This window comes from Streptomyces sp. NPDC058371, from assembly GCF_042723265.1.
Taxonomy (GTDB): Bacteria; Actinomycetota; Actinomycetes; order Streptomycetales; family Streptomycetaceae; genus Streptomyces.
Genome location: NZ_JBHXJC010000001.1, coordinates 816,558 through 839,686 on the forward strand (window position 1 = coordinate 816,558; position 23,129 = coordinate 839,686).

21 protein-coding genes are annotated in these 23,129 nt (G+C 71.6%); 9 read left to right on the forward strand and 12 right to left on the reverse strand.

Annotated features, from left to right (window positions below; all coding sequences use genetic code 11):
• Window positions 1-119: 119 nt before the first annotated feature.
• Both ACFWM2_RS03545 and ACFWM2_RS03550 read right to left on the reverse strand, forming a co-directional pair.
• On the reverse strand, window positions 120-2,072 hold the full coding sequence (locus ACFWM2_RS03545) for a DUF2264 domain-containing protein (protein WP_383272541.1): 1,953 nt from the start codon (window positions 2,070-2,072) through the stop codon (window positions 120-122).
• Window positions 2,069-3,103, reverse strand: coding sequence for a LacI family DNA-binding transcriptional regulator (locus ACFWM2_RS03550; protein ID WP_383272543.1), 1,035 nt, complete (start codon window positions 3,101-3,103; stop codon window positions 2,069-2,071). Before ACFWM2_RS03550 ends, ACFWM2_RS03545 begins: the two co-directional genes overlap by 4 nt.
• 306 nt (window positions 3,104-3,409) lie before the next feature.
• Here ACFWM2_RS03550 and ACFWM2_RS03555 point away from each other — a divergent pair, with 306 nt between their 5' ends.
• From ACFWM2_RS03555 to ACFWM2_RS03565, 3 genes are read left to right on the forward strand one after another with little or no spacing between them, the layout of a single operon-like run.
• Window positions 3,410-4,897, forward strand: coding sequence for an ABC transporter substrate-binding protein (locus ACFWM2_RS03555; RefSeq protein ID WP_383272545.1), 1,488 nt, complete (start codon window positions 3,410-3,412; stop codon window positions 4,895-4,897).
• Between the two features lie 9 nt (window positions 4,898-4,906).
• Window positions 4,907-5,902, forward strand: coding sequence for a carbohydrate ABC transporter permease (locus tag ACFWM2_RS03560; protein WP_383272547.1), 996 nt, complete (start codon window positions 4,907-4,909; stop codon window positions 5,900-5,902).
• Window positions 5,903-5,915: 13 nt separating this feature from the next.
• The gene (locus tag ACFWM2_RS03565) at window positions 5,916-6,773 is read left to right on the forward strand and encodes a carbohydrate ABC transporter permease (RefSeq protein ID WP_383272549.1); all 858 of its coding nucleotides are present in this window, start codon (window positions 5,916-5,918) and stop codon (window positions 6,771-6,773) included.
• A 144-nt stretch (window positions 6,774-6,917) separates the two neighbouring features.
• Here the strand turns inward: ACFWM2_RS03565 and ACFWM2_RS03570 are convergent, their stop codons facing one another.
• The 3 genes from ACFWM2_RS03570 to ACFWM2_RS03580 are packed head-to-tail and all read right to left on the reverse strand — an operon-like array spanning window position 6,918 to window position 8,397.
• Window positions 6,918-7,550, reverse strand: coding sequence for an isochorismatase family protein (locus ACFWM2_RS03570; protein WP_383272551.1), 633 nt, complete (start codon window positions 7,548-7,550; stop codon window positions 6,918-6,920).
• A gap of 14 nt (window positions 7,551-7,564) precedes the next feature.
• On the reverse strand, window positions 7,565-8,149 hold the full coding sequence (locus ACFWM2_RS03575; RefSeq protein WP_383272553.1) for a hypothetical protein: 585 nt from the start codon (window positions 8,147-8,149) through the stop codon (window positions 7,565-7,567).
• Window positions 8,150-8,184: 35 nt separating this feature from the next.
• On the reverse strand, window positions 8,185-8,397 hold the full coding sequence (locus ACFWM2_RS03580) for a hypothetical protein (RefSeq protein ID WP_383272555.1): 213 nt from the start codon (window positions 8,395-8,397) through the stop codon (window positions 8,185-8,187).
• A gap of 214 nt (window positions 8,398-8,611) precedes the next feature.
• On the opposite strand from ACFWM2_RS03580, the gene ACFWM2_RS03585 reads away from it, so the two are divergent.
• Complete coding sequence (locus ACFWM2_RS03585; protein WP_383272557.1) at window positions 8,612-9,469, forward strand: DMT family transporter; 858 nt, start codon at window positions 8,612-8,614, stop codon at window positions 9,467-9,469.
• A gap of 72 nt (window positions 9,470-9,541) precedes the next feature.
• Window positions 9,542-10,573, forward strand: a complete 1,032-nt coding sequence (locus ACFWM2_RS03590) for a YihY/virulence factor BrkB family protein (protein ID WP_383272559.1) — start codon at window positions 9,542-9,544, stop codon at window positions 10,571-10,573.
• 33 nt (window positions 10,574-10,606) lie between these two features.
• Here the strand turns inward: ACFWM2_RS03590 and glgX are convergent, their stop codons facing one another.
• Complete coding sequence (gene glgX / locus ACFWM2_RS03595) at window positions 10,607-12,736, reverse strand: glycogen debranching protein GlgX (RefSeq protein ID WP_383272561.1); 2,130 nt, start codon at window positions 12,734-12,736, stop codon at window positions 10,607-10,609.
• On the opposite strand from glgX, the gene ACFWM2_RS03600 reads away from it, so the two are divergent.
• Together ACFWM2_RS03600 and ACFWM2_RS03605 are read left to right on the forward strand one after the other, a co-directional pair.
• On the forward strand, window positions 12,735-12,857 hold the full coding sequence (locus ACFWM2_RS03600) for a hypothetical protein (protein WP_383272563.1): 123 nt from the start codon (window positions 12,735-12,737) through the stop codon (window positions 12,855-12,857). The two genes, glgX and ACFWM2_RS03600, sit on opposite strands and share 2 nt — an antisense overlap.
• A gap of 95 nt (window positions 12,858-12,952) precedes the next feature.
• Entirely contained in the window at window positions 12,953-13,918 is a 966-nt protein-coding gene (locus tag ACFWM2_RS03605) for a YihY/virulence factor BrkB family protein (protein ID WP_383272565.1), read from the forward strand.
• A 91-nt stretch (window positions 13,919-14,009) separates the two neighbouring features.
• On the opposite strand, the gene ACFWM2_RS03610 is transcribed toward ACFWM2_RS03605, so the two are convergent.
• Window positions 14,010-14,372 (reverse strand): hypothetical protein, encoded by a 363-nt coding sequence (locus ACFWM2_RS03610; protein WP_383272567.1) that lies wholly within the window; start codon window positions 14,370-14,372, stop codon window positions 14,010-14,012.
• 95 nt (window positions 14,373-14,467) lie between these two features.
• Entirely contained in the window at window positions 14,468-15,571 is a 1,104-nt protein-coding gene (locus ACFWM2_RS03615) for a PP2C family protein-serine/threonine phosphatase (protein ID WP_383272569.1), read from the reverse strand.
• 525 nt (window positions 15,572-16,096) lie between these two features.
• On the opposite strand from ACFWM2_RS03615, the gene ACFWM2_RS03620 reads away from it, so the two are divergent.
• Both ACFWM2_RS03620 and ACFWM2_RS03625 read left to right on the forward strand, forming a co-directional pair.
• A complete protein-coding gene (locus tag ACFWM2_RS03620; protein WP_383272571.1) occupies window positions 16,097-17,761 on the forward strand; it encodes an alkaline phosphatase D family protein in 1,665 nt (554 codons plus the stop codon).
• Between the two features lie 160 nt (window positions 17,762-17,921).
• On the forward strand, window positions 17,922-19,292 hold the full coding sequence (locus ACFWM2_RS03625; protein WP_383272573.1) for a carbohydrate-binding protein: 1,371 nt from the start codon (window positions 17,922-17,924) through the stop codon (window positions 19,290-19,292).
• Window positions 19,293-19,398: 106 nt separating this feature from the next.
• On the opposite strand, the gene ACFWM2_RS03630 is transcribed toward ACFWM2_RS03625, so the two are convergent.
• The 4 genes from ACFWM2_RS03630 to ACFWM2_RS03645 are packed head-to-tail and all read right to left on the reverse strand — an operon-like array spanning window position 19,399 to window position 23,121.
• The gene (locus ACFWM2_RS03630; protein ID WP_383272575.1) at window positions 19,399-20,484 is read right to left on the reverse strand and encodes a serine hydrolase domain-containing protein; all 1,086 of its coding nucleotides are present in this window, start codon (window positions 20,482-20,484) and stop codon (window positions 19,399-19,401) included.
• Window positions 20,481-21,401, reverse strand: a complete 921-nt coding sequence (locus ACFWM2_RS03635; protein WP_383272577.1) for a DUF6895 family protein — start codon at window positions 21,399-21,401, stop codon at window positions 20,481-20,483. The genes ACFWM2_RS03630 and ACFWM2_RS03635 overlap by 4 nt, the downstream gene beginning before the upstream one ends.
• The gene (locus ACFWM2_RS03640) at window positions 21,398-22,393 is read right to left on the reverse strand and encodes a DUF6895 family protein (protein WP_383272579.1); all 996 of its coding nucleotides are present in this window, start codon (window positions 22,391-22,393) and stop codon (window positions 21,398-21,400) included. Before ACFWM2_RS03640 ends, ACFWM2_RS03635 begins: the two co-directional genes overlap by 4 nt.
• Window positions 22,390-23,121 (reverse strand): hypothetical protein, encoded by a 732-nt coding sequence (locus ACFWM2_RS03645; protein WP_383272581.1) that lies wholly within the window; start codon window positions 23,119-23,121, stop codon window positions 22,390-22,392. The genes ACFWM2_RS03640 and ACFWM2_RS03645 overlap by 4 nt, the downstream gene beginning before the upstream one ends.
• Window positions 23,122-23,129: the final 8 nt, after the last annotated feature.

The following is a 23,129-nucleotide window of genomic DNA, read 5'->3' on the forward strand; positions in this document are numbered from 1 at the left end:
CTACCAGGCCGCGTTCATGGCGTGTGTCGTCCTCGCGGCGGCGGGGGCGGGCCTTGCCCCCTTCCCTCCTCCCCCGCCCCCCCAACCCCCCCCCCCCCCACGCCGTACCCGCGCGCTCGTCAACTCGGCGGCTCCAGGCGGACGGTGTCCTCGGTGCCGTCGGGCCAGGTGACGGAGGCGAGCGCGGTGCCGTCACTGTCGTAACGGACCTCCAGGCGTACGGCTTCGGCCGCCTCCAACCCCTCGATCGCTCCGGAGAGGCACACCAACGCGGCGTACACCGTGCCCGGTTCGACCTCCGCAGCCGTGGCGAGCCACGGTGTTGCCGAGTGCGGGCCGAAGGCATTGGCGTCCCGTGCGGTGGCGATGCCCGCCTCGTCGAAACCGCACAGCGCGACCACCGTGCTGAACAGGCCGTCCGGGCGGCGCACCCAGGCGCCGGGCCCGGTCCCTTCGTGCGTGAACGGCGGCTCGGCGGCGGCCAGACAGTAGCCGCCGAGCCGCAGTCGCAGCGGTTCCTGAACCGGGCCGTCGACCCGGCTGAGCCGGACCTCCAGCGGGCCGTTCAGCACGGACGCCGTCGTGATCCATGGACCCGTACGGAAGCTCGGTGCGGGGTCGTGGGCGTACGGGGCGGGTACGGGGCCGAGCGGCCAGTGAGCGCGGTGCCGGGAGACGGCGGTGCGCTCACCGAGGTGCAAGCGGGTCAGCGGGCGGCGGTGGGAAGGGCGCCCTTCGGCGTCGAGCAGCGCGATGTGCGAGTCGAGCGGGTCGTTGAGGCTCGCCTCCGTGCTGTCCGGGGCCGCGTGGGAGGCGTAGGCGAGGCGGGCGTACGTCGGGTCGTCCGCCTCCACCTCGACGCCGTCGCCGAAGGCGTGGTCGCTGCCGTGGTTGACGACGCGTACGACACCGTCCGCGGCCGTGCCGGAGACGAGCCAGCCCGGGGCGGTCAGCGTCCGCCGTACGTCCCGGGTCTCGACCGGCAGCGCCTCCTCCTTCTCCGCCCACACCGGGTGCTCGGCGGGCAGCACCAGTCCGGCGAAGCCCTTGCTCGACCAGTACGGCGAGCCGGGGCCGGAGTACGGCTGCCGGATGGCCGGGAACTCCCCGTGCCAGCCCAGCGGTTGGAGCCCGCGCCCGTCGAAGCAGCCCGCTTCGGTGAAGTGCCGCAGCACACCGCTGGCCAGGCGGCGGGTACGGCCCGCCGGCAGCGGAGTGGCGTCGAAGACGGCGCCGGTCCACAGCGGGCAGAGCATCGCGTAGCGGTACGTGAGGGAGCGGCCCTGGTACAGCGGGGCGCCGTCGGCGGCCACGAGGTGCTGGGCGTCGTCGAGGTAGCGGCGCAGCCGGGCGCGGTAGCGGGGGAGCAGGGCGGGGTCCGCGTCGGCGCCCGAGATACGGCAGTACCACAGCGGGTAGTAGTGCATGGCCCAGCCCGAGTAGTAGTCGAAGTGCCGTGACGAGCCGCCCCCGTCGGCGTACCAGCCGTCGCCCGCGTACCACTCCTCCGTCCGCGCGATCGCGTGGTCGATGTCGGGCGCGCTCCACGGGGCGCCGACCGAGCGCAGGAACGCCGAGGTGATCGCCCGGAACCAGACCCAGTTGTTGTCGGGCACGTCGCTGCCGAGCAGGTCCGTCATCCAGGCGACGATCCGTTGGCGTACGCCGTCGTCCAGCCGGTCCCAGATCCACCGTCGCGTCTCGTGCAGCGCGATCGCCACCGACGCGCACTCCACCTTGGCCTGCCCGCACTCGCGCATGGTCGGCCAGCGCTCAGGCGAGTGCGGGTCGGTGCCGGCGGCCAGGCCTTCGGAGTACCACGCGGCGTGGCCGCCCGGGTCGGTGGCTCCGGAGTGGGCCAGGCGGAAGCCGGCGAGCAGGAAAGTGCGGGCGAAGCCTTCGAGTCCGTCGCTGTGCCGACCGGAGCGGCTGGCGGGGCCCGGCAGGTGGAGCAGGGCGTGCCGGTCGGTGGCGTACGGGCGGACGGCGGCCAGTTGCGCGTCGGCCAGCTCCTCCCAGTGCGCACGCGTCCAGCCGGTGTACGGGGAGAGGAGCCGGTCCTCGGATATCAACTGTCGGCCTTTCCGGCGGTGTTGAGGCGGGCGGGGGGCGCCACCGACTGGCGTACGACGACGTGCGAGCCGAGCACCACACGGCGGCTCGCCGGATCGGTGGGGCGACGGTGCAGCGCGAGGCGGGTCGCGGAGCGGCCGAGTTCCTGCTGGGGGACGTGCACCGTGGTCAGCCGCGGGTAGAGGTCCTCGGCGAGCGGGATGTCGTCGAAGCCGACCACGGAGAGGTCGTCGGGGACCGAGCGGCCCAGGTCGCGGGCGGCGGCGATGGTGCCGGCGGCGCTCATGTCGTTGGCGCAGAAGATCGCGGTGGCGTCGGTGTCGGTGAGCAGCCGGCAGGCCGCTTCGTATCCGGACTCGCGTGTCATGTCGCTCTCGGCGACCAGCGCCGGATCGGGCTTGATGCCGTGCGCGCGCAGCGCCCGTTCGTAGCCTTCGAGGCGCTGGCCCGCCACGCTGAACTCGTGCGGGCCCGCCAGGTGGGCCACCCGGGTGTGGCCGGCGGAGATCAGGTGGCTGGTGGCGGCGAAGGCGCCGCTCTCCATGTCGCACTCCACCACGTCCACCGGCGCCTTCGGGCCCCGCCACGTCCGGCCGCAGAGCACCAGGCGGGCACCTGCCCGGTCCATCCCCTCCGCGGCGGCGGTGAGCTGGGCGAGGTGTTCCTCGGTCTCGGCCATGCCGCCGACCAGGATGATCGCCTCCGCGCCGCGCTGGCGCATCAGGTTGATCACCGACAGCTCGCGCTCCGGGACGCCCTGGGTGGAACAGACGAGGCAGACCCGGCCGTCGGCGACGGCCTGCTCCTCCACTCCGGAGGCGATGTTCATGAAGACCGGCGAGGTGATGTCGTTGACCACCATCGCCACCATTCCGGAAGCGGTGCTGAGGGAGCGGGCGTTGGCGTTGACCACGTAGTCGAGGTCGTGCACGGCCTGCATGACGCGCTCATGCGTCGCCGGGGGTGCTGTGTACGCCCCGCTGAGGATCCGCGAGACGGTGGCGACGGACACGCCTGCGCGCGACGCCACGTCACGAATCGTCGCCCGGCCTGCGGAACCCCGACCTTGAGCCATGCTCTGCTTCTCCTCGCGCGGTGGAACAGCCGATGTAAGTAACACCGATGAAAAAGTTACACAACTTGCGAGGGTTTCTCTACGCCCAGGCGGAGGCCGGGATCTTTGGGCTTGCCGCAGTCGTGACAATCGCCCCGTAAAGCCTCGTCGAACCCCTTGACGGCCGCGACACGCACCCTTAACGTCCCGGTTACTGTAAACGGTTCAGTGAACGTTACATGCCGTTCAGCATCCCTCTTCTCCGCCTCGGAGGAACACCAGATGACTTCGTCGAACGTCTCCAGACGCGGCCTGCTGCGTACCGCCGCCTTCGGCGCCGGCACCCTCGCACTGGGCGGCGGCCTGAGCGCATGCGGCTCCGGCTCACCCTCCTCGTCGACGGACGCGCTCACCTACTGGGACTGGTACGTCACCCAAGCCCCCTGGGTCGACAACGAGATAGAACTCTTCGAAAAGGGCCACAGCGGCGTCAGCGTCAAGAAGACCACCCAGCAGAACGCCAAGTACCCGGACCTGGTGGCGCTCGCCAACCGCAGCGGCAACCCGCCGGACGTCTTCATGATTCCGCAGGTACCCAGCGTCGCCGAGCAGGTTGCCAAGGGCTGGCTGCAGCCGCTCGACGAGTGGGCGACGCCCAAGTGGCAGTCACGGTTCCCCGAGGGCACCTTCCTCGAAGGCGCCAACGTCTTCGACGGCAAGGTCTACTCGGCCCCGCTGAAGGGCTCGGGTCCGCTCTACCAGCTCTACATCCACCACGGCGTCTTCAAGTCCGTCGGCCTGACGAACCCGGACGGGAGCGTGAAAATACCGCGGACCTGGGACGACGTGACCAGCGCCGCCCAGACGATCACCAAGAAGAGCGGCGGCAAGTCGTACGGCCTCGGCTTCGGCAACGCCGACGGCATCGGCGTCCTCGCCTGGTGGCTGGACCTGTTCGTGCGCGGCGCCGGCGCACCCGGCGGCGCTCCCACCGGCGCCGCCACCGGCATGGACTACCGCGTCGGCAAGTGGACTTACGGCACCGACCGGGCGTACACCGACTTCCTGGAGCTGTTCGTCGAGTGGAAGAAGCGCGGCTTCTTCCACCCCAACTCCGTCAGCCTCTCCGACGAAGCGGCCCGCGCGTTCTTCGAGCGCGGCAAGTTCGGCATGACCGTCGGGGGCGTGTGGAACCAACCCGAGTGGACCCAGCACAAGTTCACCGACTACAGCCTGGTCACCCTGCCCTCGCCGACCGCGAACCCGAAGGGCTACTACTACGCCGACCCGGTCGGCAACGGCTCCTTCGCCGCGGTCTCGGCCAAGAGCAAGAAGGCGCACGAGGCGTTCCAGTGGCTGGACGCGCTGACGTCCCCCGCCGCCGGGCGCCGCTGGGTGGAGGACCTCAACGGCGTCTCGGCCCACCCCGCGGACAACGACCCGGACGGCATCGACTCCAAGCCCTTCGCCGCCTTCGTCGGCATGACCCAGCAGGTGCTGCGCGGTCCGGTGCCCCTCGTGCGGAACCCGGAGCTGGCCGGCGTCGCCCCCGGCGCGCCCAAGCCGGACATCAGCGATGTGGTGACCGGCATCTACACGGGCCAGATCAAGGACGTGCAGAGCGCGTTGAGCAGCCTGGCCGACAAGAAGTTCCAGCTCCTGTCCGACGCGGTCGCCGCGGTGGCCAAGAAGGGCAAGAAGGTCAGCACGTCCGACTACGTCTTCGCGGACTGGGATCCCACCAAACCGTACACCACGAAGAAGGCGTGAACAGCCGCCATGTCACTCCTCGCCACCCGTCAGCGCCCACGGCCGCCCCGGACCGCACCACCGGTCGCTCCGCGGGCCGGCCTCTGGCACCGAATCCGCGCCGCCAAGTGGTCGTACGCCTATCTGGCCCCCATGGCCGTGCTGTTGCTGGCTTTTGTGATCTACCCGATCTTCGCCTCCTTCGGCTACACCTTCTACCGGTGGAACGGGATCGGCGAACCCGGCGACTACGTGGGCCTCGCCAACTTCCGGCAGATCCTGCACGACCGCATCTTCTGGGGCGCCGTCGAGCACACCTTCGTCTACGCGTTCGTACTCGTCCCGGTGCAACTCGTGCTGGCGTTGGCGCTGGCCCTCGTACTGAACAACCCGAAGCTCAAGTTCGCGCTGTTCTTCCGGACCGTCTACTTCATCCCCGTGGTCACCTCGGCGGCGGTCGTCGGCGTGGTCATCCAGCTCATGCTCGCCAACTTCGGCGATTCGGCGGGCAGTCTGCTCGCCAAGACCGGGATGTCCAACGGGCACATCGACTGGCTCGGCAACCCGCACACCGCCCTGGCCGTGATCATCGCGATCGGCATCTGGCACACCCTCGGCTACAACCTCGTCTACTTCCTCGCCGGACTGCAGACCATCCCGGCCGAGCTGTACGAGGCGGCGAAGCTCGACGGCTGCGGCCCGGTCCAGTCCTTCTTCCGCATCACCATCCCGATGCTGCGCCAAGTCGGCGTCGTCATCGTCGTGTTGGCCTTCATCGGCAGCTTCCAGGTCTTCGACCTGGTGCAGGTCCTCACCGGCGGCGGCCCGTACTTCGCCACCGAGGTCGTCAACACGTACATCTACCACCTGGCCTTCGGCGGTTCCCCGGGCTCCGCCGCCCAGCCCGACATCGGCCTGGCCTCCGCGGCCTCGTTCCTCTACGGACTGCTGCTCATCGTCTTCTCCGCGCTGCAGGTCCTCGCCCTGCGCCAGATCAGCCGACGGCGCGCGGCCGCCAACCAGTGAAGGGGTTTCGTCGATGTCCACCCTGTCCCCGCGTCCGCGGCTGAGCCTGCGCCAGGGCCGGCGCGGCCTGCTCTATCTCGCCCTGCTCGGCGGCGGGCTCATCTGGCTCTACCCGTTCCTGTGGGCGCTGGGCAGCTCGCTGAAGAGCACCGACGGCTTCTTCTCCGGCGGGCTGAACCCGATCCCGTCCGAGTTGCACTGGTCCAACTACAGCGAGGCCTGGACGCAGGCGGACTTCAGCCGGTTCTTCGTCAACACGGTCCTCTTCGCGACCGGCACCGTCATCGTGACGCTGCTCGCCACGTCCATGGCCGGCTACGTCCTGGCCCGTACCGACTTCCCCGGCAAGAAGCTCTGGCTGGGCCTGGTCGGAGTGACGCTCTTCCTGCCGCACGGCTACACGATCATCCCGGTCTTCGACCTCATCCAGCGGCTCCATCTCCTCAACACCCTCTGGTCGGTGGTCATCGTCCAGTCGGCGGGCGGGATGGTCTTCGGCACCTTCCTCTTCATGGGCTACTTCACGACGATCGACCGGGGTCTGGAGGACGCGGCGCGCGTGGACGGGGCGAGCTTCCACCAGATCTTCTGGCGGATCATGCTGCCGCTGTCCGGGCCGATGCTGGCGACCGTGGGCCTGTTCGCCTGCATCAACGCCTGGAACAGCTTCTTCATCCCCCTGGTCTTCACCCTCTCCCACCCCGAGCTGCACACGCTGTCGGTGGGCATGTTCAACTTCATCGGCCAGAACTCCACCGCATGGACCCTGGTGTGTGCGGGGTCGGTCATCACCCTGCTCCCCATTGTCCTGATCTTCATCGTGCTGCAGCGGTTCTTCATCAACGGGTTGGCCGGGGCGGTCAAGCAGTAGTGGGCAGCAGCAGCCGGTCGGGTCGTCGAGCCGGTGGAGGTGCCGCCCCCTGTCCATGCCGGTCTCGCGGAGAGAGTCCACCGGGCCCGCCCGCACGGCGGTTGTCGTACGGGCGGGCCCGGGGCCGGGAGGGCTCCGGGGGAGTCACTCAAGGGGGCCGAGTTGCCGGGCGTTGTCGAGGGCCGCGCCGTTCATCGCGAAGGCGGCCGACAGTGACTGGACGGAGCGGAAGACGTCGACGGTCTGCTCGTCGTCGTAGGTGACCTGGAACTCCGAGGCCAGTGACAGCCAGGTGGTCGGAGTCACTCCCAGCTGGAGCAGCCGGAGCAGCGCCGTGTCGTGTCCGATCCGGGTCTGCCCGGCGACCGCGTCGGCGACGATGGTGACCCCGTAACCGCGGCGCAGAGCGCTCAGCGTGGTGTGCTGCACGCAGCCCTCGGTGGTCAGACCACCGATCACCAGATGACGTACGCCGGTGGCCTCGATCGCCGCCTCGAAGCCGGGGTGGCCGAAGGCGTCGAAGGTGCCTCCCCGGTGCACCAGCGGGTGGTCGCCGATCTCCTCGGCGAGCTGCGGGTACAGCGTGCCGCGCGGGTCCTTCTCGGGGCCGAGGGAGACGACGAGCGGGATTCCGTATCCCAGCGCCATCCGTGCCAGCGCGACCCCGCCCGTGATGTTCTCGGTGAGTGGGTGGGAGTTGATCAGGTTGGCGTACCCGGTGACGTAGTCGATGAGCACGATCGCCGTGTTCTGCGGCGTCCGTTGTTCGATCTGCATGGCTGCTCCGTGAGTCAGTGGGAAAGGCGGGGCGCCGTGCCGAGCAGGCGGCCGAACACCTCGTCCAGTACGGCGCCCGGCGACCGGTCCGCCTCCAGGCTCGCCGCGCGGAAGGCGACATGTCCGTCCGGGCGGACCACGACCACGCCGGTGTCGCCGAGGCCGTACAGCTCGGCCCAGGAGCCGCCGGGGTCGGTGTAGTCCCCGCCCGCCCCGATGGTGAACCCGCCGATCTCGGTGCCGTGCGCCGCGGCCACCTCGCGGGCCGCGTCCACCCAGGCCCGGCCGGCGGCCGGCGCCAGCACGACGAAGCGGGTGTGCGGCGGGTCGATGGTGGAGACGCGCCCGCCGGTCGGGCTTTCGAGCCATACGTGCGGCGCGTGCGCGCCGGGGTGGGCGGTGGGGCGGTAGTCGGAGACCGTCGACGCCACCAGCGGCGAGCCGTCCGTGATCACCGCGCCGGATTCGTACACCGCGCCGAACTGCTGGCCGAGGGACCAGTACTGCTCCTCCTGGCCGGGGATCGCGTCGGCGATCTGCTGCCGTATCCCGCCGCCCTCCGGCCGCTCGATGTCGGCCGGCGACTCGGGGTCGGCCATGATCCAGCCGACCTCGGCCGATTTGACCGCGGCGTTTATCGCAGCAACCCGAGCGCGGTGATGACCGACCCGGCCCAGACCGGCCGGCCCCACGTCAGCAGGAACTCGCCGAGCAGACTCAGCAGCAGGCTGCGCGCGCTCTCGGGCTTCAGCAGCCGTCGCTCGGGCCGTTGGCCGGCCGCGGCCACCATTTCCGAGCGGGCCCTGATCACCCCGGGCGCACCGGCCCCGTCCAGGCGCTCACCCAACCGACCCACCGTCCTCACGCCTGACTCCCGAGAGCGGAAGCGTATCGGTTGGTCCGCGTGGGGACGGGAGCGTGGATTTCGTGCGGTTCGGGGCAGGCAGCCCGCTGAGGGCCCCACCGACCGGGATGCCTCCGGCACGGGAGGGGCGGGCGCCGGCCCGACGGATGGGGCGCCCCCAGAGGCCGTGCGTGCCGACGACGGGCATGGTGGAGGGGTGATCCTTCTGGCAGCGATGTTCGCCGTCATGGGGGCCGCCAGCAACGCCGTGGGCACGGCGTTCCAGCGCAAGGCGGCGTCCACCGTCGCGCGCGGCGGCGGTCTGCGGCTGCTGCTCGACCTGGCGCGGCGCCCGGCCTGGCTGATCGGCATCGCCGGCGTCGTGGGCGCCGCGGTGTTCCAGGCGCTGGCGCTGGTGAACGGACCGCTCGCGCTGGTGCAGCCCCTGTTCATCCTGGAGCTCCCCTTCGCCCTGCTGATCGCCATTCCGCTGCTGCACCGACGGCTGCCGCGCGCGGGCTGGTGGGCCGTCGCCGGGGTGGTCGGCGGGCTCGCCCTGGTCCTCGCGTCGGCGGCTCCCAGCGGGGCCCGCGACCAGGCGAGCATGGTGCGGTGGATCCCGGTGCTGGTGCTGTGCCTGGGCGCGGTGGCCGTGGCGGTCGCGCTCGCCCGTCCGGGCCGCCCGCCCCTCTTCCGGGCCGCCGTCCTGGGGTCGGCGTCCGCCGTCAGCAATGCCCTGACCGCCGCGCTGCTGAAGTCGGCGACGGGCACCCTCGCGCACAGCGGTTTCGACGCGTTCCTCGGGGTGTGGCAGACGTACGGGTTCGCACTGACCGGCGTCGGCGCCATCCTCCTGCTGGAGAACGCGCTTCAGGCGGGTTCCCTCGCGGCGTCGCAGCCCGCGCTGACCATCGGTGACGCGACGGTCAGCCTACTGCTGGGCATGAGCCTGTTCGGGGAGACCATCCGTACCGGCTGGTGGCTGGTGCCGGAGGCGATCGGGGCGGGCCTGATCCTCTGGGGCGTGCTGCGGCTGACCCACGTGGTGCCCCATATGCGGGAAGTGGCGGGCTGAGGGCATCCGCACAGTCCCGCACGTGGCGCACCGGGGGTGTGAGCTGAGCCGCCCGGGGATACTCGCACCGGCATGGCGCCGATTCCGAAGAGTCACGACAAGGACCAGGGCGAGCCGGAGCAGTACGGACCCGGCCCTGAGGTCGAGCGCGAGGCGCCGGACTCGCCCACGGAGCTGACGAAGCAGTCCTGGTGGGCCGCCCTGCGCGGCACGCTGCGGGAGTTCCAGGACGACGAGCTGACCGACCGGGCGGCCGCCCTGACCTACTACGGCGTGCTGTCGCTCTTCCCGGCCCTGCTTGTGCTCGTGTCCCTGCTCGGCATCGTGGGCGAGTCGGCCACCGACAAGGTCCTGGACAACCTGAAACAGCTCGCCCCGGGCTCCGCGCGGGACATCATCACGCGGGCCGTCGACCAGCTGCAGGGCAACGGCGGCACCGGCTCGCTCATGGCCGTCCTCGGTCTGGTCCTGGCCGTCTGGTCGGCCTCGGGCTACGTCGCCGCGTTCATCCGGACCGCCAACGCCGTCTACGACATGCCCGAAGGGCGTCCGGTGTGGAAGATCCTCCCGGTGCGGGTCGGGGTGACCGTGGTGCTCATGGTGCTCGCCGTGATCAGCGCGCTGATCGTGGTCTTCACGGGCGGTCTGGCCCGTCAGGCGGGTGCCGCTCTGGGCATCGGGGACACGGCCCTGACGGTGTGGTCGATCGCCAAGTGGCCCGTCCTCGTCGTCCTGGTCACACTCATGATCGCGCTCCTGTACTGGGCCACCCCCAACGCCAAGGTCCGCGGCTTCCGGTGGATCACGCCGGGCAGTTTCCTGGCCCTGGTCCTCTGGATGATCGCCTCCGCCGGCTTCGCGGTCTACGTCGCCAACTTCGCCTCGTACAACAAGACCTACGGCACCATGGCGGGCGTGATCGTGTTCCTGGTCTGGCTGTGGATCACCAACCTGGCGATCCTGCTGGGCCTGGAGTTCGACGCGGAGACCGTGCGGCAGCGCGCGGTCGCCGGGGGCCATCCGCCGGAGCAGGAGCCGTACGCCGAACCGCGTGACACGACGAAGTGGGACGAGCAGGACCGGCGCCGGGTGGAGGACACCTGAGCGCCCGCCGACGCGCCAGGGGTGCGCCGGGGTTCAGTCGCCCACGGCGCGGCAGGGGCGACTGAGGACGCGCATGCTGCGGGCTTCCAGAGTCAGCCGTACGCCTGCCTTGAACTCCGTCTCGTCCGAGTCCTCGCCCAGCGGGTCCGCCGTGTCGGCCACGACCCGCCACAGCTCGCCGAAGGCCGAGGGCGGCAGCCGGAACTCCACCGGCTCGTGCCAGGCGTTGAACAGGACGAGGAACGAGTCGTCGCTCAACCGCTCGCCCTCCGGCCCGCGTTCGCCGATCTCGTCACCGCACAGATAGACTCCCAGCGCGTGGGCGTCGCCGCGCTGCCAGTCCCCGTCCGCCATGATGTCCGCGTCGGGCCGCAGCCACACCACGTCCGCGCGCTCGGGCGGAGTGCCCTCCGCCGGCCCGCGCAGAAAGCGGCGCCTGCGCAGCACGGGATGCTCGCGGCGCAGCGCCACGATCCTTTGGGCATAGGCGAGCAGACCACGGCGTTCCTCGTCCAGGTCCCAGTTCATCCAGGAGAGTTCGCTGTCCTGGCAGTAGGCGTTGTTGTTGCCGTCCTGGGTGCGGCCGAGCTCGTCGCCGTGGGCGATCATCGGTACGCCCTGCGACAGCAGCAGCGTGGTCAGCAGGTTGCGTTGCTGGCGGGCGCGCAACCGCAGGATCTCCGCGTCGTCGGTCGGTCCCTCGGCACCGCAGTTGAAGGAGCGGTTGTCGCTCTCTCCGTCGTGGCCGTCCTCACCGTTCGCCTCGTTGTGGCGGTCGTTGTACGAGACGAGGTCCCGGAGGGTGAAACCGTCGTGCGCGACAACGAAGTTGACGCCCGCGCGCGGTCGGCGCCGGTCGCGCTGGTACAGGTCGGAGGAGCCGAGCAGACGCCCGGCCAGTTCGGCGACGGTGTGGTCGTCGCCCCGCCAGAAGCCCCGCACGGTGTCGCGGTACCGGCCGTTCCATTCGCTCCACAGCGCGGGGAAGTTGCCGACCTGGTAGCCGCCGTCACCGATGTCCCAGGGCTCGGCGATCAGCTTGACGCGGCTGATCACCGGGTCCTGCTGGACCACGTCGAAGAACGCGGACAGCCGGTCGACCTCGTGGAACTGGCGCGCCAGGGTCGCCGCGAGGTCGAAACGGAAGCCGTCGACATGCATCTCGGTGACCCAGTACCGCAGCGAATCCATGATCAGTTGAAGGACGTTGGGATGGCGCATCAGCAGGCTGTTGCCGGTCCCGGTGGTGTCGAAGTAGTGCGCCGGATCGTCGTCCACGAGCCGGTAGTAGGAGGGGTTGTCGATACCGCGGAACGACAGGGTCGGCCCGTTCTCGTTGCCCTCGGCGGTGTGGTTGTAGACGACGTCGAGGATGACCTCGATGCCCGCCCGGTGCAGCGCCTTGACCATCGACTTGAACTCGTCGACCTGGCCGCCGCGGCTGCCGGCCGAGGAGTAGGCGTTGTGCGGGGCGAAGAAGCCGATGGTGTTGTAACCCCAGTAGTTCGACAGGCCCTTGTCCGTGAGGAAGCCGTCCTGGGTGAACTGGTGCACCGGCATCAGCTCCAGTGCCGTGACACCGAGCTGTAGCAGATGGTCCACGACGGCCGGGTGCGCCAGACCCGCGTAGGTGCCGCGGATCTCCTCGGGCACGTCCGGGTGCAGCCGGGTCATTCCCCTGACGTGGGCCTCGTAGATCACCGACTGGTGATACGGCCGCTCGGGTGACCGGTCGCCCTCCCAGTCGTAGCGACGGTCGGTGACGACGCCCAGCGCGACATGGCCCAGGCTGTCGCGTTCGTCGGGCCGGCCGGGATCGTCGGGGCGGTGCCCGGTCAGCGAGGGGTCACCGTCGATCTGACCGTCCACGGCGGTGGCGTACGGGTCGAGGAGCAGCTTCGCCGGGTTGCAGCGCAGACCCTCGGCGGGTCGCCAGGGGCCGTGGACGCGGTAGCCGTAGCGCTGACCTGGACCCACGTCCGGCAGGTAGCCGTGCCAGACCCCGCCGTCGGCCTCCGGCAGCGTGATCCGCCGCTCGTGGCCTGCGTCGTCGATCAGACAGAGTTCCACCCTCTCGGCGCACTCCGAGAACAGGGCGAAGTTCGTGCCGGAGCCGTCGTAGGAGGCGCCGAGCGGATAGGGGCGTCCTGACCATGTCTGCATGAACCGCAGCCAATCACGCGGCCGTTCCTCCTGCGCGTCGGCGGACGACCACCCGGACGCGGCCGGTGCGGCGGTCGTCGCGCCGCCGATCGCGGTGCCGATCGCCCGCGCGGGCGGCTGAATCCGCCGAGCCTGGGGAGAAGGTAGTCCGGGCCGTGTCCGCCGGCGGGCGGCCCGCGCGCCGCCGCCGGACGAACGAAAGAGGAGACGCACGCCATGGGCACCGCTGTGCACGTCCCGCAGACCCGGGACATGATCGGGGACGAGCTCTCCGGCGACGAGGCGCTGACCGCGCTGCGCCACTACGGAGGGCGCCGGCTTCTCGTCGACGCGTTCTCCCGCTTCCGCTACGCGGACGGCTTCACCAACGCACGCTCGCTCGGCTTCCAAGTGGTCCTGGGCATGGTGCCGTTCACCATCGCCCTGGTCGGCGTGGCCACCACCGTGCACACCGAGAGCGTCGGCCGGATCATCGAGCTCACCCTCAGCCGTATCGTGCCCGGCGCCAGTGCCGACCTCGTCGAGGACGCGCTGGCGGGGACGGAGCGCAGCGCCGGCGCCGGGATCTGGAACGCCGTCGCCATGTGGGTGGGCCTCGGATTCGCGGTGCTCAACCTGGCCTCGGCGATGGGGCAGGTCGAACGCGGGGCCAACCGGATCTACGGCATCGAGCGCGACCGGCCGTTCCTGCTGAAGTACGGCCGGTCCCTGCTGCTCGCCCTCGCCGCCGGTATGCCCATGGTCCTGGGGTTCCTCGTCCTCGTCGCGGGGGAGGCCGTGGGTGACTCGGTGGTGGATGCGCTGGGGTGGTCCAGCGACGCGCTCGACTGGTGGGGCGCGCTCCGGATACCGCTGGGCGTGGCGCTCGCCTGGATCGCCTCGGCGGTGATCTTCCGCTGGGCCCCTCGCCGGGACCAACCCGGCTACACCTGGCTCGCGTTCGGCTCGGCCGTCCATCTGGTCCTGTGGGTCGTGGCCACCTGGCTGCTCGCCCTCTACGTCGCCGAGAGCGGTTCCTTCGGTGCCGTGTACGGCCCCCTGACCGCGTTCGTCGCCCTGCTGCTGTGGGCCAACCTGACCGGGGTCGCGCTCTTCCTCGGCATCGCGTTCGCCGCCCAGCTCGAGGCGGCCCGCGCCGGAATCACCGAGGCCGTGCGACCGGACCCCGGCCCGGGCCCGTGATCCCCGCGCGCGACGGCACGACGTGAGGAGGCCCCGGCCGGGCCCCCCCCCCCTTTCTTCCCTCCGCCTCCGTGGCTACGGGCTCCTGGCCTCAGGTGTCCTGCGGGATGCGCCGCTCCGTGCGGTGGTCGTAGTACGCCCACGCGCTCACCGCCACCACGGCGCTGAGCACGACGGCCACCACGCGCAGCACACCGGACGTGGTGTAGGCGACCAGGCCTACGACTGCTCCTCCGCCGAACATGATCAGGAGGCTGACGAAGTACTTCGGAGCCGGCTGACGGTCCTCGCGGTCCTTGAGGTCGTGCAGGGCGTCACTGGCCGGATGCCTGGAACCGCGCCGGGCGCGTGCCCGGTACTGCAGCCAGAAGCTGATCAGGACGTACAGCGCGAGCGCGGCCAGCGCCCACAGCCACGCCTCGGGATCGGCAGTCGATCCACGTGCCAGATACATGACACTTCTCCTCCCCATCGGCGTCCGTATGCCCCGGAACGCTCACGGCAGGCGCACACGGCCGTCATGGATACGTCCTGTCCGGCTCGGAGTCCTTACGGGTCGCTCTCCGGCTGCGGGGTGAGGACCAGCATCGTCACGTCGTCACGCACCGTGGTGCAGAACCGTACGAGGTCCTCCCACACCCGGTCGGTGAGGGCCGCCGACTCCTCGTCGCCGAACTTGACCAGGCGTTCGGGCAGGGGATAAAAGGCGCCGCTCCGGTTCCGGCCCTCGGTCACTCCGTCGGAGGCCAGGAACAGCCGGTCGCCGTGCCGCAGCGGGACGGTGCGCTCCTTCGGCGGAGAGACGTCGAAGAGGCCGAGGCCGATGGGGGCGCCCGGCTCGACCTCGAGTTCGATGACCTCGCCGTCCCGCATCAGCAGGGGAGGCGGGTGCCCGCAGGACACGATCCGCACCGTGGCGGCATCCCTGGAGAACTCCATGAGCAGGGCGGTCGCGAACAGCTCGGCGTGCTCGGTCGCGCTCGAGTCCACGACCAGTCTGCGTTCGAGCCGGGCGGCCGCCGCCTCCAGGTTCCGTTCGTCGAGCACCGCCTCCCGGAACGCCCCGAGCAGCGAGGCGACCGTACCGACGGCCGAGAGCCCGTGCCCCTGTACGTCCCCCATCACGGCCCGTACGCCGCAGGGGCCGGCGCGCACCTCGAAGAAGTCCCCACCGACCAGCGTGCCGCGCTGGGCCGCCCGGTACAGGCCGGCGCAGCGCACCGGTCCGATCCGCTCGGGCAGGGGTGGCAGGACGGCGAGCTGGGCGGCCTCCGCGACGGTGCGCACCGAGACCAGGTGGGCGTCGCGCCGGCTGCGTACCAGGGACACGAAGACGCTCAGGGCCGCGACGAAGGCGATGGTCAGCAGGTCGGTGTTGCCGGGGTGGTTCAGGTGCAGCGCCGGGAGGTTCAGCAGGACGACGACGACACAGCCGAAGGCCGCGGTCGCCAGGGGCCCGTACGAGAGCACGGCCAGCGACGGAATGGCACCCAGCAGGAAGCCGATGTCCAGCGGCCGGTGGCTGACGAGCTCCGCGACGCAGACCCCCGCCAGCAGGAGGACGGGGAGTCCGCGCACCCAGCGTGGCGGCGGCGCGCCGCGCAGCCAGCCCCGCTCCTCGCCGTCCCGGCGCCGGGACACGGTCACGCCCATGAACACTCCTCCTGAGTCACCACGCTCCTCCGTCCGGGCGAGCGGCGCACTCCGGCCGCTGCCCGCCGCGAGACCGGGCGCCGCTCCCGGTGAGACGCAGCCGGGGCCCGGTCCTGCGGACGGAGGCGGCCGGCGTTCGGACGGCAGGGACGGGCGTGGACGTCCACCACTACCGGCCGGCGCACCGCCCCGCGGGGACGCGGGCCTCGACCGGGGCGCGTGTCGGCGGCGCGCACGCCAGGTCGGCCGGCGTGGCGTCAACTCCGCGAGAGGGGCGCACCCCGTGACTGCCGACGTGGCGTCAACTGCGCCGGGGCCGCGGGCCCGGCGCTCTGCGTACCGAGAACGGAGTGCCGGGGCCACGGGACCGGTGCTCTCCGTGCCGAGAACGGCACGGACTCACGCGCCACCGCACGCCTGCGGCAATTGTGAACTTTGTCTGATTAGCATTCAGGAGCCCGCTGCCCATGGCGTTCACCCACGGATCTCATGGGGCCTTGTGCACCCACCGAGAGAGGAGACCACATGCCCCCAGCAGACCGTCGGAGATCGCAGTCGCAGCACTCCCCTTCCCGCCCCGACCTCGAACTGCGTGCGGCGGCCCGGCACTTCGGGCGCCGCCGTTTTCTCAGCCTCACCGCCGCCGCCGCGGCCCTCGCCTTCACCACGAATCTGCCGGCCCCGGGCGCGGCGAGCGCCCGCGAACTGGACGCGGCGAGGATCACCGACAACCCCTTCACGCTCGGTGTCGCCTCCGGCGACCCGCTGCCCACCTCCGTACTGCTGTGGACGCGCATCGCCCCCGCCCCGTTCGAGCCGGACGGGGGTCTCGCCCAGCAGCTCGTCGCCGTGCAGTGGGAAGTGGCCTCCGACGACAAGTTCAGCCTGGTCGTGCGCAGCGGTGTGGCCACGGCCTTTCCCGAGTACCACCACACGGTGCACGTCGATGTCGACGGCCTGGAACCCGACCGCGTCTACTACTACCGGTTCAAGACCGGCACCTGGATCAGCGAGACCGGCCGCACCCGCACCGCGCCCGCCACCACCGCCGCCGTCGCGGCCCTCCGCTTCGCCGCCGTCTCCTGCCAGGCGTACCACGACGGGTTCTTCACGGCCCACCGCCATCTCGCCAAGGACGACGTCGACGTGGTCTTCCACCTCGGCGACTACCTGTACGAGTACGCCGTCAACTCGGCCGGGGGCGCCCGCAACTACACCGACCGCAAGCTGCCCGACCTCTTCAACCGCGAGACCATGACGCTGGAGGACTACCGGCTGCGGTACGCCCTCTACAAGAGCGACCCGGACCTGCGCGCGGTCCACGCGGCCCATCCCTTCGTCGTCACCTGGGACGACCACGAGACCGAGAACAACTACGCGGGGGCCGTCGACGAGAAGGGCGACCCGGCCGAGCAGTTCCTGGTGCGCCGCGCCGCCGCCTACCGCGCGTACTGGGAGAACCAGCCGCTGCGCAGCGCACAGCTGCCGAGCGGCCCCGACGCCCAGCTCTACCGCCGCCTCCAGTGGGGCACGCTGGCCCAGTTCGACGTCCTGGACACCCGGCAGTACCGCTCCGACCAGGCGTACGGCGACGTGCAGCACGTCCCCGGACCCGAGTCGGACGACCCGGCGCGCACCATCACGGGCGCGGCACAGGAGAAGTGGCTGATCGACGGCTGGCGCGCCTCCGCGGCCCTGTGGAACGTGATGCCGCAACAGGTCTGTTTCTCACAGCGCAAACTCGACCTGAACGCCGCGGCGAAGGTGTCCATGGACGCCTGGGACGGCTACCGCGCCTCACGCGACCGGGTACTCGCCGGCGCGAAGTCGGCCGCGGTGGGGAACCTGATGGTGCTCACGGGTGACGTCCACGTGGGCTACGCCTTCGACATCAAGGACGTCTTCGACGACCCGGCGTCCAAGACCCTGGGCACGGAGATCGTCGCCACGTCGATCGCCAGCGGCAAGGACGGTGCCGAGAAGCCGGGCAACTGGGACACGTACACCAAGGCCAACCCGCATCTGAAGTTCTACAACGGCCGCCGCGGCTACGTGCGGGTCGAGCTGGGCCGGCAGTCGGCCCGCGCCGACTTCAAGACCGTCTCCGCCGTGACGACAGCGGACGCGCCGATCACGACCGCCGCCTCCTTCGTGACCGAGGCGGGCAACCCCGGCCTCAAGCCCGCGTGAGGCTCCGCCGGGCGGACCCTTCGTGTCGGCCAAAGCGCCGAACGGCCAGGAAGTAGACATCCTCCGAGCACTTTTCGGAAAAACCTACGGTTTCGAGGCCTTTCGCCGCCGAACCCGAGGTCACCGAACCCGCCGTCACCGAACTTGAGGAGAACACCTGATGGTCCACAGACATGCCGGAGCGGGCTGTGCCGCTGCCCTGACCGTGCTCGGCACGCTTGTGCTGACCGGGCTGCCCCACGCCGCGGCCGCCGAGCCCCCTGCTCCGGCGACCGCGCCCTCCGCTGCCGAGACGCTCGGCGCCATCCACCCGTCGACGACCGTACTGGGCGCCCTGCGACGCGATCTGGGCCTGACGGCCGCGGAGGCCAGGACCCGTCTGGTGAACGAGGCGGAGGCGGGCACGCGCGCGGGCCGGCTGCAGAACGCGCTGGGCAAGCACTTCGCCGGGGCCTGGGTGCGAGGCGCCACCTCCGCCGACCTCACCGTCGCGACCACCGAGGCCGCGGACGTCCCCGCCATCAAGGCCGGCGGCGCGCAGGCCACGGTCGTCAAGACGGGACTCGACGACCTCAGGGCCGTCAAGGCGAAGCTGGACGGCGCCGCGACCGGCGCCAAGGCCCTCGACGCACCGGTGCGATACGTCGACGTACGGGCCAACCGGGTGACGCTGCAGGCCACGACCGCCACCGCGGCCGACACCCTCCTCGCGGCCGCGGGGGTCGACCGCGCCCTCGTGGCCGTCAAGGTGTCGGCGGACCGGCCGCGCGCCCTGCACGACGTCCGCGGCGGCGACGCGTTCTACATCGACAACGCCGCCCGTTGTTCCGTCGGGTTCTCCGTCACCAAGGACACCCAGCAGGGCTTCGCCACCGCCGGGCACTGCGGCAAGGCGGGCGCCACGACCACCGGCTTCAACAAGGTGGCCCAGGGGACTTTCCAGGCCTCCGTCTTCCCCGGCCACGACATGTCCTGGGTGGGCGTGAACAGCGACTGGACCGCCACCCCCAAGGTCAAGGGCGAGGGTGATCAGGACGTCCAGATCACCGGCTCCGTGCAGGCGCTGGTGGGCGCCGCGATCTGCCGCTCCGGCTCCACCAGCGGCTGGCACTGCGGCACGGTCGAGCAGCACGAGACCAGCGTCACCTACGCCGAGGGGACCGTCGAGGGCGTGACCCGCACGACGGTGTGCGCCGAGCCGGGCGACTCCGGTGGTTCCTATGTCTCGGGAACCCAGGCCCAGGGCGTCACTTCGGGCGGATCGGGGGACTGCAAGGCCGGCGGCACGACCTTCTACCAGCCGATCAACCCGCTGCTGAGCACGTACGGGCTCACCCTCAAGACCAGCGCGGCCGGGACCGGTGCCCCCGCCACCCAGGAGGGCCAGGCGGGCAGTTGGGCGACGGGCCGCGTCTACGACATCGGGACACGGGTGACGTACGACGGCGTCTCGTACCAGTGTCTTCAGCCGCACCAGGCGCAGGGCGTGTGGCAGCCGGCGCTCACCCCGGCTTTGTGGCAGCGGGTCTGACGATCCGTGACGGCACGCGGCGCGAGGCACCGGTTTCGGGGCCGGTCCTCGCGCCGCGCCCCGACCTGACGCCCGTGCCTGCCGTGCCAGGTCCGGCCGCGTCCCGCTAGGTCGCTGCCAGCAGCGCGTACGCGGTCGGCACGAAGGCGTCGCGGGCGCGGAAGCGGCGGGTGCAGACGGCGGCCAGCGCGGTGCCGGTGCCCGGACAGAAGCCCAGGAAGGCCTGCTGACCGAGCGTGGCCCCGCAGTGGAAGTACATCGGGCCGTGCTCGGTGGGGTGCTGGAACCAGGCCACCGTGTGCACATGCCGGTGCCCGAGCCCGCGCCGCAGGACGGGACGGCGCACCGCCCACAGCGCAGCGGCCGCGGCCGAGCCCGCCGGGTCCAGATGCGCTTCGAGGAACGTGAGCAGATCGTGCGGCGTGGCCCGGACGGCGCCGGCCGCCTGGAAGCCGCCGACGATCAGCGGGGGCGTGGGAGTCACACCGTCCTTGCGGTGTCCGGTCGCGTCGGTGTCCGGACCGCCGGCGCGCAGGGCGACGCCGGGCAGGCCCAGGGGACGCAGCACCCGCCCGGTGAGCAGCTCGTCCCAGGGCGTCCCGGTGGCCGCCACCAGCGCGTGACCGAGGACGGCGACACCGAAGTTGGAGTAGTGCCACCGGCTGCCGGGCCGGTGCCGCGGCCGGTGGCGCAGAAAGGCGTCGATCACCCGCTCGGCCGGATAACCGGCGTAGGGGTTGGTGCGCCAGGTGGGCAGCGCCCGGACGAAGAAGTCGGCGGGCAGGGCGGGCAGTCCGGCGGTGTGGGTGATCAGATGCGCGAGCGTCACGGGGTTCCGGCCGGCCCGGCGGCCCGGGTCGAGGAAGGCGGCGGCCGGTGCGCCCGCGGACAGCCGGCCCGTCTGCGTCAGTTCCGCGAGGAGCAGCCCGGTGAACGTCTTGGAGGCCGACCCGATCTCGTAACGCAGCCGGTGGCGTTCGACGGGTCCGGGGGACGCCGTGCCGCCGGTGCGCACGGTGCGCCGGCCGCCCCGGGAGAGCGCGAAGACGACATCGGGCGCGTCCACGGCACCGACGGCGGCGTCGAGCCGCTGCCGTACCTGTTCGTCGTCCGGGGGCGCGGCCTCCGGCGGGTCCCCGGGTGGCACGTCACCGAGCGACACTCCCGGCCAGGGAGCGGGTCGCGTGGTCATGCCGGTGCGTGGGCCAGTTGCGCCAGGGCGCGCGAGGTGGCCAGTACGGAGGCGAAGGCGGCGACCAGCGTCGGGTGGTAGACGCTGTCGAACACCTCGTCGGGAGAGCCCTCGGGCATCGTGCGCAGGGCGGGCATCGCACCGTCGGGCTGCTGGGCCGCGGCGAATCCCTCCCAGGCCCGCTCGTCGAGGGTGGGCCGGGGCAGACAGGCATCGACGACGAGCAGTTCGCCCAGCAGGTCCCAGCGTTGCAGGTCGAGCCAGTCGTCCAGCCAGACCGGCAGCCAGTCGGCGAGGTACTCGGCGATACGGGGCGGCAGGGCGTCCGGCCGCTCTCCCCAGTCGGTGAGGTGGAAGACGGTGTGGGTGATGTCGTAGGCGATGTGCCCTTCCACCGTCCACGGCTCGGGGGTGCGTCCGAGCCACGTGCTGCCGACCACCTCGGACTCCGGGGGCCGGGGCGGCAGACCGAAGCGCCGCTGGAACGCGGACAGTCCAAGCCTGCGTACGGGCGGCATCTCGAAGGCGGCGCAGCTCTCCAGCCGGTGGTTGAGCCGGATCGCCCGCTCGACCTCGGGTTGGCTGTAGCCCAGCTCCTTGAAGGGGAGATACACCTCGAAGGGGATGGGGGAGACGGGTTCGGTGCGCTGGGCGCGTACCAGCATCCGGCCGCCGTCCAGGGTGTGCCGCCAGGCATGGTCGAGCAACTGCCGTGCCAGCTGGGCCTGTTGTGAGCCCGCCACCCCCTCGCGGAACAACACCTTGCAGATCACGGCCAGTTCGCCGACCGGTTTGAAGCGTTCCAGGAAGCCCACTTCGGGGTCGACGTCCGGCTCCAGCCGGAATCCGTCGCGGTGGGCGTGCAGCCACTCGATGGCGCCGACGCCGACGGTGTGGATGAGCCGGGTGCTGGTCATGCCGGTGCTCCTTGTCCGCCTCGTCCCGGGTGAGCCGCGTGTGCGAGGGGGCGCGGGCGGCCCGCTGCCGATCCGGCCCCGCCGTGCTCGCGCAGCCGGTCGAGGGTGAGCGCGGCGGCGAAGACCGCCATCAGCGTCGAGTGATAGCAGTCGGCGAACCCCTGGGCCGCCGCTCGCCCGTCGCGTCCGGGGCCCACCTCGGGGACGGCGCCGGAGTCGTCCTGTGCGGTGGCGAGTCGCGTCCAGGCCTCCTGGAGCATCGCCCGCTCGGGCGGACCCGGCAGACTGGCGGCCACCGCCAGCAGTTCGCAGCTCAGGTCCCACTGCTCGTCCTCCAGGCAGGTGTCGAGCCAGGGCGGCAGCCAGTGCCGGAGGTAGGCGGCCACGTCCTGGGGCATGCCCCGCGGGTTCGCACCCCAGTCGGTGAGGTGGAAGACGACATGGGTGAGCGTGTAGCCGGCGGCCCGTTCGAACGTCCAGGGCTCCGGCAGACCGCCCAGCCAGGTGCGCCGCAGGGCCCGCGGCATCTCCGTGTGCTCCGGAATCCCGCTGCGGCGCTCCGAGTTGAGCACGCTGAGCCGGCGGTTCGGCTCCTGCTCCGTGACCTGCCACCCACGGGTGCGGGCCACCGTCGTGGCCGCGCGCTCGTACCCGGCGTGCCGCAAGCCGGCCGCGGCGAACGCCGCGTAGACCTCCAACGGGTACGTCGCGAAGGGTTCGAGGCGCTGCAGTTCCAGGAAGAGGGCGCCGCGGCCGGTCTCCTCCCAGGCGAACGACAGCAGGTCGCCGGCGGCCCGGTGGAGCGGGTCGGACGGCCCGGTGTGCCGGCGGACGCACCCGCAGACCTGCGCCAGCTCCCCGAGGGGTTTCCAGCTGACGTTCACATCGCCGTGCTCGGCGAGCGCGCTGTCGTCGAGTGCGAACCCGCCGCGGTGGGCGGACACCCAGGCGAGAGCGGAGTCGCCGAGCGTCCGGACGTCGGGCGCCGTCACACCGTCGCTCCGGCCCGCATCAGACGCGCCGCCTCGATGTGCAGGGCCACGCGCGGGTCGGCGCCGTCCATCTGCGCCACGAAGTCGAGCCCGGCCTCCAGACCGAGGGTCTCCGGCACCCCGTCGAGGAGGACCAGCCAGCGTCCCGCACCGGCCGCCTGCAGCCAGTCACGGCGGCGGACCGCCCGGACGAAACCGCGGGCCACATCGACCGGGCGGCGCCGGGCGGCGCGAAACACCGCGCAGTCGCCCCCGGGCACCGCGAGCGGGGCGAGCACGGCGAGTTGACGGGTCAGGAACTGCCACGAGGCCTCGTCGAGCCACGTACCCGCGGGCTCCGCGCCGTCGTCGCCCGGAGCTCCGTCGAAGGGCGCGTCCAGCCGCAGCAGCGTGCGCCGCATCGCCCAGTGGCTCCACACCGAGGTGGGCGAGCCGTGGGCGGGCGGGGGGAAGGCGTGCACGGCCCTGCTGAACACGGCGAGGTTGTCGGGGCCGGGCGGCGGGCCGCGCAGGACAGCCGGCAGCAGGGCATCGGCGCCCAGCACCCGTACGGCGGCGAGAGTGAGGTCGCCCGCCGCGGTTGCGTCCTTTCCCGCCTCACCTCCGGTCGCTTCCGTGGTTCTGCCCGCCAACCGAAAGGGGTCCCCGCTCCGAAGAGCGGAGACCACCTCCGTGGCAAGGTCCTGCACAGCGCCCGTCAAGCGGGTCGACGTGCCTGACTGCTCCATTCAGTTGC